This window comes from Methylomonas sp. LL1, from assembly GCF_015711015.1.
GTDB lineage: Bacteria > Pseudomonadota > Gammaproteobacteria > Methylococcales > Methylomonadaceae > Methylomonas.
In genome coordinates this window covers 2,678,525-2,691,740 of record NZ_CP064653.1, presented here as the reverse complement: position 1 = coordinate 2,691,740, position 13,216 = coordinate 2,678,525, and the positions used below count along the sequence as shown (strand labels likewise).

At 49.7% G+C, this 13,216-nt stretch carries 13 protein-coding genes; 2 read left to right on the top strand and 11 right to left on the bottom strand.

All coding sequences use genetic code 11. The features are described 5' to 3' along the window. Positions 1-13 precede the first annotated feature (13 nt). Together IVG45_RS12500 and IVG45_RS22675 are read right to left on the bottom strand one after the other, a co-directional pair. The gene (locus IVG45_RS12500) at positions 14-631 is read right to left on the bottom strand and encodes a FlhC family transcriptional regulator (RefSeq protein WP_196434150.1); all 618 of its coding nucleotides are present in this window, start codon (positions 629-631) and stop codon (positions 14-16) included. Continuing rightward, the gene (locus IVG45_RS22675; RefSeq protein ID WP_230874573.1) at positions 612-1,256 is read right to left on the bottom strand and encodes a flagellar transcriptional regulator FlhD; all 645 of its coding nucleotides are present in this window, start codon (positions 1,254-1,256) and stop codon (positions 612-614) included. Before IVG45_RS22675 ends, IVG45_RS12500 begins: the two co-directional genes overlap by 20 nt. Positions 1,257-1,342: 86 nt before the next feature. Between IVG45_RS22675 and IVG45_RS12490 the strand changes: the two genes are divergently transcribed. Beyond that, positions 1,343-2,326, top strand: a complete 984-nt coding sequence (locus tag IVG45_RS12490; RefSeq protein ID WP_196434149.1) for a hypothetical protein — start codon at positions 1,343-1,345, stop codon at positions 2,324-2,326. Positions 2,327-2,437: 111 nt separating this feature from the next. Here IVG45_RS12490 and IVG45_RS12485 read toward each other — a convergent pair whose 3' ends face one another. From IVG45_RS12485 to IVG45_RS12455, 7 genes are all read right to left on the bottom strand, one after another. After that, positions 2,438-3,769, bottom strand: coding sequence for a hypothetical protein (locus IVG45_RS12485; RefSeq protein WP_230874572.1), 1,332 nt, complete (start codon positions 3,767-3,769; stop codon positions 2,438-2,440). 155 nt (positions 3,770-3,924) lie between these two features. Then, positions 3,925-4,257 (bottom strand): HNH endonuclease signature motif containing protein, encoded by a 333-nt coding sequence (locus IVG45_RS12480; RefSeq protein WP_230874850.1) that lies wholly within the window; start codon positions 4,255-4,257, stop codon positions 3,925-3,927. Positions 4,258-4,483: 226 nt separating this feature from the next. Then, the gene (gene ltrA, locus IVG45_RS12475; protein ID WP_269059620.1) at positions 4,484-5,605 is read right to left on the bottom strand and encodes a group II intron reverse transcriptase/maturase; all 1,122 of its coding nucleotides are present in this window, start codon (positions 5,603-5,605) and stop codon (positions 4,484-4,486) included. A gap of 697 nt (positions 5,606-6,302) precedes the next feature. Beyond that, complete coding sequence (locus IVG45_RS12470) at positions 6,303-6,608, bottom strand: ATP-binding protein (protein WP_196434147.1); 306 nt, start codon at positions 6,606-6,608, stop codon at positions 6,303-6,305. Positions 6,609-6,749: 141 nt separating this feature from the next. After that, positions 6,750-8,513: a DUF4942 domain-containing protein gene (locus IVG45_RS12465; protein ID WP_196434146.1), complete on the bottom strand. Its 1,764-nt coding sequence runs from the start codon at positions 8,511-8,513 to the stop codon at positions 6,750-6,752. Between the two features lie 115 nt (positions 8,514-8,628). Beyond that, a complete protein-coding gene (locus IVG45_RS12460) occupies positions 8,629-9,126 on the bottom strand; it encodes a hypothetical protein (protein WP_196434145.1) in 498 nt (165 codons plus the stop codon). Positions 9,127-9,275: 149 nt separating this feature from the next. Further along, a complete protein-coding gene (locus tag IVG45_RS12455; RefSeq protein WP_196434144.1) occupies positions 9,276-9,938 on the bottom strand; it encodes a hypothetical protein in 663 nt (220 codons plus the stop codon). 166 nt (positions 9,939-10,104) lie between these two features. Here IVG45_RS12455 and IVG45_RS12450 point away from each other — a divergent pair, with 166 nt between their 5' ends. Next, positions 10,105-10,482 carry a hypothetical protein gene (locus IVG45_RS12450; RefSeq protein ID WP_196434143.1) on the top strand — a complete coding sequence of 126 codons (378 nt, stop codon included), beginning with the start codon at positions 10,105-10,107 and terminating at the stop codon, positions 10,480-10,482. On the opposite strand, the gene IVG45_RS12445 is transcribed toward IVG45_RS12450, so the two are convergent. Continuing rightward, complete coding sequence (locus tag IVG45_RS12445; RefSeq protein WP_196434142.1) at positions 10,460-10,996, bottom strand: hypothetical protein; 537 nt, start codon at positions 10,994-10,996, stop codon at positions 10,460-10,462. The two genes, IVG45_RS12450 and IVG45_RS12445, sit on opposite strands and share 23 nt — an antisense overlap. A gap of 351 nt (positions 10,997-11,347) precedes the next feature. Beyond that, positions 11,348-13,150 (bottom strand): VWA domain-containing protein, encoded by a 1,803-nt coding sequence (locus IVG45_RS12440; RefSeq protein WP_196434141.1) that lies wholly within the window; start codon positions 13,148-13,150, stop codon positions 11,348-11,350. Positions 13,151-13,216: the final 66 nt, after the last annotated feature.

The window sequence follows — 13,216 nt, the reverse complement described above, 5'->3', positions numbered from 1 at the left end:
TGATGGATCGTCTCTAGCGAGCGCTTGGTTTGTTCAAGGCGTGGTTTTTTGATTTTGCGGAAACCCAACGCCGTCGACCTGAGCGATCAGTCCACACGTCGCAGATAGGGCATTGACTAAATGCGGTATCAGGATGAATCATGCCCAGGTAACGGGCGTGGCAACGTCCACAAAGAATGAATACCAAATCACCCGTAGAGAGCAGGGTAATTAAATACCAAGCCCGGTTGATGTCTAACGGATAATGTTGGCTGGAGTTAGGTTGGATAAATTGCCGATCAGCTAACATTCTTGAAGCAACGTTGCTGTAGATCTCATAGGCCGCAACCAGTAAGGTCGCATCCAGGTTCGGGGTAGAAAGCCGGTGTCTGATGTCTTCAATCATGCTTAAAAATAGCGAGGCATGAATGTTGTTGAACGCCGAGCGAATGGCCCATTGATGATCGTGTGGCAGCATGCCTTGTTTGGGTGCTTGCCCTTGTACCGTCTTAAAAAATGCGATGCTTTGCTTTCGAGTTAAATGGCAGAGTTGGCTGACAATTGGAGGACGGGCGCCGAGTTGGATTAGTTTTTCCGCCAATAGCAAGTCTGCCCCAATGTTTGGCCTGTTTTTAAAGGGCATTGGTTTCATCCGCGGTTCCAGTGATATTGGGTTGGAGCAGATCCACATAGGCAACCATGGGCAAGTTGCTTGGGGCATAGACAGGCAATAACTGAATCACTGCACGACTACTTTCGGCCCGTTCACGAAGTTGCTCCTGTGTCATGCCGGCGAGACGGTCTATGCCAACCCGATCTAATCCAAAGCGCCAGGCCGTTTCCGCCGGATTACTGCGTGCGCATTCCCTTGCGAGCATGAGATATTCGAAATTTAACCGGGCAAGATCTTCATCCAGTGTTGACATAAACACCTCTGAGTTGATTAACGACTGTTGTCGATATGCTAAGAAGACAACACGCAAATGTCCCGGTCGCAAAGTGACCTGTTTTGGGTCACAAAGCTCCGGAACCCCCGATAGATATGATTTGGCTTTGTTGAAAATAATTGTCCTATTGAGTTGGTGATGCCTCTTTCGGCGTGTGATGGATGGCCACTTTGATAACGCCAGGCTATTTGTTCGGCCTGATGGATTGAATGATCCTGAAATTCTTCTAATCTCGTCCTGCTTATCAGAGGCTTTGCCTACAACAAATGGAGCCATAATTGGTGTTTGACCTGAATAAGTGCATTCCAAAATCATTTTTATATCGCTCATCTCGAATTTGTTATGGAGGACATTGTTATGAATCGGCTATTCGCTAACCAGTCCGTTACTGTCGGTTACCTGGTTTGGGGTGGTTTATGCGCGAGGTAATTCAATGCTTGATTGACTGGCTGGATAGTGAGAAAAGCGATGAAAAAGGCCACCGCATATTGCGCGCGTTAGCCCAGGAATCGTTAAAGAAAGCGGATTTCGATGAGTCGAAGCGACGGTTCACAGCCGAAGAAATCGTCGCCGCTGTTGGTGAAACTTTAGAAAGTGCCGAACCTAAAAAATGGATCGACTGGCCGGGCTCATTAAAGAAATATTGCGAAACTCGCGAGGGGCAAATTGTAGAGTTTGCTCGTAAACGCGGGCTACAGCATTACCCGAAGCCGGAACGAAAAAGCACAAAGGGCGGTCCGGGGCGACTCACGACGTTCTATATCAAGGCGGAGCCGGTTCCGGAAATTACGGAAGAAGCCCAAGCAATTGAGGCGGTTCGGGTTGGCAGCAACGCAGCCGAGTTGAAAGCCAACTACCAAATGACTGAACTGGGTGAAGTCAAACCCAGTTGGATCGCGAGTTGGCTATTTCGGCATGGACAAATCGAATTAAGACAATGGCATGTATGGGTTATATTGGGTTGGCTAGCAATCATAGCTGGGTTCGCGGTGTTAATTGCTTATGCCGGATGGCTATCGTTATCCGTGCCCAGGCCGGTGACAACGCAAGATTTGACATTACTGGTAAGTATTTTTGTGATTCCTTATGGTTCCTGGGTCACTATCATCAAGCCTTGGATATTATTGTTGGATGATCGAATTGTTGTAGCCCATGAACTATTCACAAATTTTTATGAACAGTCTGCACAGTTCGAACTGCTACGAGATGGAGATTTAAGAGTGGTTCGCTTGGTTCGGTATTCGGCGGTATGCCCAATATGTGGCGCCACTATTTATCTCGAAAAAGGCGAGCCGGATTACCGGCGAAGATTGGTTGGGCGATGTTATGAAAGCCCAAGAGAGCATGTGTTTAGTTTCGACCGAATCACGCGTTGCGGGCGGCTACTGGTAGATAGATAGCATTTCGAAGGTGCATCTCAATGTTTTTAGGGAGACAAGGATCGGTAGCTTGTTTTCGGTAATGAAAATGAGCACATTATCCGGCTGGATAATGCGCTCACACATCAAGTTTTAACTATCCATGCTGGTTTGAAAGATTTGCTTTTGGCCCGATTCAGTCGGATATGCCATCACCGAAGCCGGTTTGCCTTGCTGATCCAACTCCACCACGAAGGCTTTGCCGTACAACGCCGGACAGCCGCAAAAATTCGGCAACAAGCGTTGCATGGCATTGACCGGATCGCTGGCGGTATTGGCCACCACAAAAGCGATGAAGGCATCCGAATCACTTTCAAAGGTCGATTCCTGAAATTCATCATATTCGCTTCTGAAGCTGGCCATTTGCTGCAATGCCTGTGCTGAGCAATCACCCTTGGGCACAATGATGTCATCGGCGTTTTCCTGGCCTTGATAACAAGCCTCATCCGTGATCTCAACAACATCCTGCCCAAGCCGGATTCGGTAAGCCTCGCAAAAACGCACGGGAACCCAACACCAATCACCTAGGAATTGAGCCTGATGGCTTTCATTGATCGGTTCAATCACCAGTTCTTCATCATTAAGATGCCGAACCAATGCATGGAGCCAATGCCCGCTATCCAACGTGCCGTAATAGAGCAAATGGTCTCGGCTCCAGGCAAACATAAAACGCCCGGCGCCGTCCTGCTTGATGTCATCATCAATCGAGACGATGCCACGGGCCATAATTTCTGCACGGGTCATGGCTTTTTCCGGCCGCTGCTCGAAGTTATCAAAAACTTCGGTATCGCAAACCGGATACGCAATGATTTCGCGCAAAGCCTCGGGCGGTACTACTGGTACATCATTGAGTAACTTCAGAAGCTCCCAATGCCGCAGCATTTCATAAAAACCTACGAAATCCTCGGCAGACTGAGTGGCTTTCATCTGGATAAACCGCTGTTCTATGGTTTGCGCCAGTACGGTTTTAACGCGTTTGATGACATCGGCTTCATCCACCAGCTTGTCACGATCCGGCAAGCGGGCATGAAAGCGGAAAGAATCCAGATGAATGATATGGCGATGTGATGTGTAGCTGTGTGAGGTATAAATGGGCAAACCTTGCAGATAGACATCGAACTCATATTGCGCCCCATAGGGTTGATCCATGCCATGCAGATAAATCGCGCCAATCTCGGTGTCGACAAAGGCCAACCCGCAATCCAGTGCGCATGAACGTTCAAGCAATTGATCGTTGAACAGCACTGGAATGGGGAAACCGCGCGCCAACCGTTTCAGCGTCGTGGCAATTTGACCCATTTCCATATCCACATCCTGCAAGGTAATGCTAGTGATGCCATTCCAGTCTTGGACTGGCGTGATCGTCACCGGCTTAAATGCCAAAATGTGGCCGGTTTCGATATCGATCGAACCACTTTTGCTCATGACGCTGATTTGCCGACAGGCAAACAGTGCCGATAAAAAGTCGGGTAAGGAAACAGCATTGCTGCTGCTTCCTCCCCTAAGAACCGGACATGACAGTTTCCCTTCATCCGGCTCAAGCCTCTACAAAGCTTCCTTGCGGAAACCGGTGACACAACTTACTTATCGGTGTTAGGTTTGGTTTTATACAGACAATTGGGGTGAATTAGGGTCAGATTGGATAGATTGTCCTTGCCGCCTTTGGATTTTGAGAGGATGTGATGGATTCGCCATCCCGTTTCCTTCGTAATACGCTGGCTACAAATCGAACATTTTCCCGCCTGTTCCAGCCACATTATCAGCAATTGCCGTTTACCTTTCGGGCTACCTCTCATCTTTAGACCAAGTCGGCCTTCAAAATAGGGTTCCCATTTCGGATCATAGGGATTGGCGTCCTTCTTGATTTTGTCGTGTCGCCGAATAGCGGTATCAGTGGCCTTAACCAGTGTCATTCGCCTCGGTTTTCCGTCTGATGTCAAGAAGGCTGCATTAAACCCCCAGCCGCGACTGCCGTTTGGACTGAAATATTTTCGCCTAATCCATAAACCACTCTTTTTCGGATGCCTGCGCACTGCCCATCGCCATAACAATTTCCAAATCTCATTGTCTACCTTGGAAAAGATACTGCTCTTTAAGTATGTAATGTCATAAGACTTCGCCTAAAGCTCAATTCCTTGACTATTTGCATGAGCATGTTATGGCAATAGTTTCTTTAAGAGCAGTAACCTTAGCGACCGCAGCTTTGTGATAATTCGCCCATCCTCTGATTTTTGGATTAAGGAGTCTTATCAGGTTTGTCTGCTTTGCTTGATTGTTAGCCTTTACCGTTGCTCGGATTTCATCCAGAAAAGCCTTCACATTCTTCTTAGCCGGCTTGATGAGTAATTTCCCTTTGTACTTGCGTACATTCCATCCGAGAAAATCAAAGCCTTCGTCGATATGCGTGATCTTGGTTTTCTCCGCCGAGAGCAGCAAGCCGCGCTCATGCAGGAAGTTTTCAACCATGGGTCTGATTTCACTTTCCAGTAATTCTTTCGATCTACTGGTGATGATAAAATCATCTGCATACCGAACCAAGTTGACCTGATGCCTTGCTGCCATACCATGACTAAACCGCCCGGTTCTATTCGATAAGGCGAATCTGTTCATTAACAAGGTTTCTAGTCCATCCAGAGTCATGTTGGACAACGTCGGCGAAATAATACCGCCTTGCGGGGTACCCGCTTCCGTTGGGAAGAGCTTGTTTTGGTAGACGTATCCGGCCTTCAACCACTTTTGGAGTATCGATTTATCCATGGGGATATTTTCAAGCATCCATTGGTGACTGATATTGTCAAAACAGCCTTTAATGTCACCCTCTAAAATCCATTGCGGCGCATACGCACGACTCAATACCGTGAAGCATTGCTCTCTTGCATCTACCGTGGATCTTTCGGGCCTGAAGCCATAAGAGTTCGGATCCGCTGTGGTTTCCGATACGGGTTCCAGTGCAAGCCGATATAGCGCTTGCATTGCCCGGTCTTTCATCGTCGGGATACCCAGTGGCCTTTCTTTCCCGTTACTCTTTGGAATATAGACCCGTCTCAGTGGAAGCGGTTGGTAACCCCGTCTTCTGAGAGATAACATCGCCTGAGATTTGGCCTTCGGAGTTGACCAGGTTTTTCCATCCACACCCGAAGTTTTCTTACCTTTGTTTTCAGTCACCCGCTTGACGGCAATGGCCTTGCCGCTGAACGAGTGGATCAGCAACCATTGCAAAGCTTTCACCTTGCCCCAGCGGCCTTCCTGTATTGCCTTCACGATACGCGCTTACAGCCTTCTGACTTGTTGATGGCATTGGCCCCAATTGATACTGTGCCAGTCCACTTCAAAGCCGGAGGCTGCACACGCTGATGTAACGACGTTCATTTGCTTTTCCTCCTTTATGGTAAGGTTCTACAAACTCTCTCGTGACGAGAGACCAAACGGAAGTCTGCACCGTTACCAGTCGGGATGATGTTTCAATCCCTATCTACCCCATTACAGAGCAGCATTCGCTTTTTCCGCCATCCTATGCCCGCCCTCCATCGGCCTTCCTTGCGGTCGGCTTGCCATCGCTGGCAAAGGATCGGGTTTACCGTGTTCCGCATAAATAACAACAGTGGGTTAGGTTCTGTCTTTTCTCCGGTGGCTTTAATGCCCCTGTGATCCGACTCGGAAGCAGATCAGCCAGCCACATACCATTTTGGTTTAAAGCCTGTCAGCACATTTGGCTTATGTTCGTCACGGAGTTTATCAACAGTTCACATATGTTAACCGTACCACCAAGCCTAGCCCCCTTCCGCGTTGTGCTCGCAGATACACTTCCCCCTCGCGGGTTTGGTTTACCTCATATTGAGGATGGGTTACATTGTCCCGCCAGCTTCACACCGTCCTGTTACCAGGGCCGCATGTGGCGGTAGGCTACTGCCAAGGGAATGGCAGGTTTCATTGCCGCCGAAGCGGCCGAAACAGTTACTTATACGACTTCACGTCGCACTCCGATTCCAAACGGATGCTCATGGGCAACCACGTCTGCGTCCCAACCGGATTCGGCGACTGTCAGTAGTGTTGCAATCGAGTCGATGCCGCAGCCATCATCCAAAACCTGTAGCGTTTTGGTTTCAGGGCAAAAGTTAATCACCACCATGGCTGCATTAGCTCGGCGGGCATTTTGGATGAGCTCGCCGAGCACCGTGGTTTTGTTGGTGAAGCTGAAGCGTAGACTTTTAACCAAATTGGCTTGGTTAACTTTCATCGCGACTTCGTGGGTTTGTGTGTTCATGTGTTATCTCCAGGTATAAAAAAGCCCCAAAGACATGAAACAGACTAACCCCTTGGGGAGAGTCGTTCATCTCCCCGAGGCGGGTGATACTGGTTAGACCAGTGGTTATGTAAAAGTAATGCTTTAGGTGTTGCGCCCTGACTATGAAGCTAAGGCCAAATTGTTGTCAGACAGGCCATCCCAATCCAATTGCCGGATAGAGTCTTGATCGCTATCCAGCAAACTATCGGGATCAATGCCATGATTCGCCAATATAGTGCTCATGGCTTGGGTCAGCATGGCGTGACCATGTTCCCGTTCCGATTCACCACCGTATTTGATCGCCCAAAATGGATCAAAGTGATAATGCCGGCCATCCCGTTTACAGTGTTTACTGACTTCGGTACGGAAGGCCTTATCGAGTTTTTCCGCTTGGTCGAACTGCTGCCAAAAACCGGTACCGGCTTTGGTTTCCGTTGGCGGTAGCCAACGGCGATGATTGCCAACCAGACGATTCATCCGATCAATCAGCGTTTTATTGCTGGGGAAGAAATGAATCGTGCCCACGCCCGGATAGTAGCGAACATCAAAATAGCTGCCGCTAATCCTTTGCCCGGTTCGCAGGGCATGGAAGTGATTTCGGAAAACCGATTCCAAGCCTATAGCCGCTTCATACTTGCCATCCAGCATCGCAAACACTTTGTCAAAATCCGCCAGCATCCGTTGGGACTCCCACGACAAATCTTTTTGATACGATTCGGTGGCATGACCCGGAATGACAAAACGGGTGGTTTTGATGCGCATGCCCAGCGTGCGATGTTTATCGTTGGACTTCCAGCCCATGAAAAACACCGTGTTGTCACTGTGGTAGCGGGTGATTAAGTCGAACACATCGCAGACCATACTCAGCTGAATATCGCCTTGCTGATCAATAATGCCCTGTAAAAAACCGTAGATATTAGGTACGGTGAATTCCAGTGATTTAATCGTCTCGAAATCCGACTCCAGCCGTTTTTGCGCCGACGACGACAACCGCGAGGTGACTTGCGTGGAACGCAAAATACCCGACCAGGCACGATCTTTCAGATCGCTGTAATCGGTATAAAGCTGATTCTTCACCCAATCCAGCGTGGTATGCGTGGATTTGACCGCCGCATCGCCATTCAATTCACCGAGCGTTTGCCCCAGCATCTTGCGATAGCGCATAGCGCGCGCTTCACTGAATGCCGATTGCCGGGCCGCTTCGACGGCGGCATTGAACATCAGCACTGCATTGTCGATAAAGGCATTAGCTAAAGCCAGTTCATGAACGGGCTGGTCATCGCCGGCCAAACTCTCAGCACTCACTTGATCGCGACGTAAGTCGTCGAGGATGTTGCCTAACAGCTCTTCTTCAAACGTTGAGGATTTCTTCAGCCAGACCAGCGCGATTTCCACATCCGTTTTGCGCTCGGCATCCTGGCCGGCAAACATCGCCGACAAGTATTCGACTTCGCCAAACTGCTCAATCAATCGGACTAAATGCTTTCGCTCCTTGGAAAACGGGTTTTTCAAGGTTTCGGCATTGAGAATGGCCACGATTTCTCCGTCGAACAAAATCTCCCACGCCTTCAGCACATGCTGTGCGCCGTCGGCAAACGGGGGATTCATCAACACATGGGAATACAGGCTGCCGCTTTTGAACTGCATAAAATCCATACCCACTACCGAATAGCCTTGCGAACGCAAGATCGGGTGCTTGCTGATATCGATTTCAATACAATCGACCGGAATTTTCTGCCAGTGGTTGTAAGGCCTGGGTTTTATTAAATGACCTTCACCTGCAGAAGGTTCCAATACACGAACAAAATTCTTGTTCTTGAAGGTTTCCCAAGCCTTGATGCTCAAAGCCTCAGGCGTTGGATAATACTGATGATTGTCTATCATGGTGATCTCCGATAAGACCCCTGACGACAGATTTATCCCTGGCGGGATAGAATCATCCCGCAGGGGTAAAATAAAAAATCTCGGCTTAACCGAGTGTCAAAATCAAAACGGCGCGTTAGATCAACGCAAACCGTTTGCCTTGTATGAAGTCCTGATACTGCCGGGCTTCATTTTTTGCCTTGAACCGGGCATGCATGCTGCCGTCGATCCAGATTTCCCAGGGCAAGCGTTTAAGCTCACCTCTAACCAGTTTCACGTCACCAACTCGAAAATATTCGTGTTGGTAAAGCACCTGGCGAGGACTGTCGATACGGACAATGCAGTGGTCCAATAATGCCGGACCACCGATGTCACCCAGTTCGATCAATAACGGCACTTTGATCGTGCCCATCGAGCGACCAATCCAGCCGATGACATCGTGCTCATCGAGCCAGGACTGCCCGGTTGTTGGGTCGCCGTAATACAGCCGGATTTTGCGCCGGTTGTGACGAAGCTGTTCCAAAAGTTCGACCACCGGTTCCGGTGTGTCGGCGTGGTAACAGGTGCCGGACGGCAAACGCTGATATTGGATGCAATGACCCGTACTGAAGGTGTGTTCAAAGATGTGTTTCATGATGTTGTCCTCAAAAAATACGGAAACATCACGCATCCCTAGCGGGAATAGGACATTCCCGTTTGGGTGGATAAAAATGAGCGCCGAATCGAATGACTTGGCTAACTCAGGCTTTTACAAATTGCGCACATAAATACCGCGCGCATTTTTCAGGATCGGATTTCCAGCGCAGGTTTTCCCAAGGCTTGTAGGGCCAGAGGAATTAACTGATCCAAGTCGTCCCAATCGATACTGCCGCCTTTGGCTTCGCCTTGTTGATAGGCTTCAACCAATCCCCGGCAAACCTGCATGGCCGCTTGATCTTTCTTCAATTGCCGTACCGAATGATCCGGTTCTGGCCATTCTTCAACCGCAACGCATTCCCAGACCAGGCTTTCACCCTCCAATTCATGATATTCATCAGACAATAACGGCATGGCAGCGGTGTCATCCCAAATGCTGGCTTCATTGAATGCCTGTTCGGCAATCTGTTGTGCCGCTTCGGGACTGTCCGCAGTGATACCAACCGACACGCGATGCACATAGTCGATTTCGTAGGAGACTACGAAGAGCCGATTCACCCCCGCCGCCGTGACATTGGCTGAGGCGGGTTCTTCGACTGGCAATTCGGTTTCCGCCGACTCACCATCGATCAATGCGCTTTCATAAGGCTCGATCTCCTTGTTGCAGTCCGGGCAGCGATCGTTACAGCCGCAATCCCATACATCCTCCCATTCGGTTTGGCAGTAGGGGCAGCGGTACTGATTCAGATAGCGAACCGTGCCGGTTTCCGTCATGGTTGCGCTAACGCTTGATTGAGCGATTAATGACATGGTCATTTCCTCCAAAAAAACGCAGGAACGACCACCCGGCAGGATGAGGTTCCCGCATGGTTAAAAACGCTGAATATTGCCTAAAATTGCCTCATGCAGCGGGGTTGAATTCGCATAAAAATCGGTATATGGTGGCTAAAACTCATTAAATAGCAGAGAATTAGCCATGTTTGACGATATTTTGCGCATTTTTGATTTCCTCAGTCTGAGTCAGACCAAGGAGGCGTCTCCAACGAAAAAGCCGATGGCAATTCCGCTGGATTCCAACGATCAAACCACCCCAATCTGCAAAAAATTATTTGCCGATCTGGATGCCGCCGAAACGGAAGTCTTGAACGATATTGACGATCCAGAAACTGCTTGGACGCTGTTGAGCCGTATTCGCCAACTCAGGCGCGAGAGCCAACAAGACCTTTCTGCATTGATACCGTCAGACTTGTTGACGACTCAGTTTGAGGCACCAGTCGACAGAAGCCCCGTTCGTATCGTCAAAACACAAACGGGTGCTCAGTGGTCGGTTTTCAATGGCGGGCGAGCTCATTAGCCGGAATCATTTGCACATTGCCAGACTTGAGAGCGGTTCGTAATTGACGCACCGGATGTGACGATTTGTTTAAATCGCCTTCTGTCAGTGATGTTGCTTTTTTCGAGCGTTTAGTCCGTTTACCGGAATCAATGTCTTGCAACACCACCGCCGGCCTGACTTTCTCCAATTCCAGCTGCAGCTTGGCGATTTGAATATCTGCCTTGATCAGTTCCATGGTTTTGGTTTTCACCTGCAACTCCACATCCAATCGATCAACTTGCCGATTGGAAAGTGCGTTGCGACTATGAATTTCCTGACGCACCGAATCCGACATCGCTAGCCAATCCACGTCATGGTTTATGCGCGGCATGATGGCCGGCAGTGAACGTTTGGCGGATCGTTGAACACGATAGCGATTGATAGCTGCCTTGCCTGATTTAAGCATCGCCAGCAGTTGCAACGCTGTTGCCCAAATCACCCGCAATGCGAGGATGAACATCGCCAAAATGATGATGCCGAAGATAAAGTTCATTGAAGTTCTCCTTTGTAAAATTTAAGAAAACACTTCGAATGAACAGCACCCAGCCGGGCGATGGTCGCCCGAAGCGGGATGAATTGCAGACAATTTGCCAAGGCAAACTGCGGTTCACATCGGGCTTAACGCACCCAACACGATCAAGGAAACACCTTGCTCGCCGCCTAATGACGGAACGCCGACCGAAGTCGGATTCAGCATTCTGGAAAGAACGCATGAAGTGTCTGTTTGTCGAATGGACACGTTGTGTGACAAGTACATTCGGCAAACTGCGGATTCAATCAGCTACTCATAGCCACAATCCAAGGCATTGAGCCAAGGATTGGGCTACGGATAACAGACTGCGATTTACGCCGCCAACAACAACGATTTCGAGAGTTCGAACAATTGCGCTCTCAGCTCTGATAGATCGTTAATGGTGATGGCAATCGGGAATAGATGACTGACATCCAGTCCCAAACCCACACCGACCGTTTCAATACCGCTATCCCGACAGCGCTGCAAAAGTTCCAGTGTGCTCAGGGTGTCGTTGGGTTGACCATCGGTCATCACCATCAACACCTTGCGCGGTTCCCGGCAACGCAACAGCGACGCAGCACCAAACCAAATCGCTTCGGTCATCGGCGTACTGCCGGTGGCTGCCAGCGAGAAGGCGCCGGTTCGGGCATTCACGCGTTGGCCATGCTCAAGTAATCGGAACACCGAGTCATCTTGATGGCCTGGAAACGCAGTGACGCCAGGATTAACCCCCGGAATACCTTCAAAGGCCATCGCCAGTGCCAAAGTCGCTTCCAACGCAATCGGCATACGCGATCCGATGGGCTGGCCTTGGCTATCGGTTACCTGATAACCCATGCTTTCGGATTTATCGAGTAACAGATGAATCGCCGTATTGGGTGCTGGTTTGGTCTGTTTGCGCTGAAACAGCTTGGTTTCGCCCAGTGGCAAGCGGTGTAAGCGCTTGCCATCCATCCGCCGTCCACGACAAGCGTGTTGCGAGCGGCTGATGGTTTGCGATTGCACCAGGCCTTGCAAAGCGGCACGGATTTTTCCCGATTCGCTTTGCACCTTACGCAGCAAAAACTCACCGGCTCGATCGTCCATAGGTGGCTCGTTGCCATTGGGCATCAGCAGTTCCGACACGTTTTCAGCGGCTAACGATAATGCCGATTTAAGGGATTCAAACAGGTCTTGGTCGATGTCACTGTCACCAGCGGTCAACAAGGTTTGCAAGACGCCCATGGGATCAGCGATCTCCGTGTGTTCTTCATCATCCCCTTGCGGGTTGGATGAAGAACTGTCGGATGGCCTTGTCGGTTCATCGCCAGGATTTTCCGGATTCGATTTATCTTTACCATCAGATTCTGAAGACTGATCGTCGTCAGTGTCGGTCGGTAAACGTTCATCTTGTTCTGTTGAATCCGAAAGCTCCGAATCGGCTGAGCCAGCATCTTGATCTGCATCATCCGTTTCAGGTGATGTGTCCTCATCTGCCGATTGCTGTGCCTGATTGCGCTGCCGTTGTTGCTCGAATTCCTGCTCAATCATGGTCAGGATACGATCCGTCAATTGCAGGCAATCGGACTCGGATTGCAAACCCAGCGGCACTTCGGACAACAAGCCTTTCAGTCGCGTGACGGCACCTTTCGGATATTTCGTTTTTAATGCCACTTCGGTTTGCTCGACCAAAGGCAATAAGGCAGATTGCCCAAGTACCCTTGCACGCAAACTTTTCAACACGAAGCTGTAGAGAATATTGGCCGGATGATCATCAATGCTGTTGGCCACAAAGTCGCCTTTGGCAATCATCTTTTCAATCACCGTGCGTATTGTCAGACGTGTACCCGGAAAGTCCTTGGCCAGTTCGTGCTCGATGCGGACATCTTCAATCGCATTGCATAAGCGCCGGCGTAATACCGAACTCCCGTAGCGCAGCGTAAAATCCGAATAACGAATATGCGCCGCTTCATGCGCCAACAGGCCCCAGGCATAATCCTGGTAATCAGGATCATCGCCCTCATAGGCCGGCAGCCAAATGGTTTGGCCATCGGTTTCGGCTTGATCACCGCCGACACAGACTTTAATGCCAAAGCGATTGCCAATGGCGGCCGCAACGATGGGGAATGCATTGTGTAAGGTTCTATTTTTCATGGTGTGCTCCAAAATACTGGGCAAACCATGTCCCCAGCGGGACATGAATTTGCCCCTGTGGGTGAA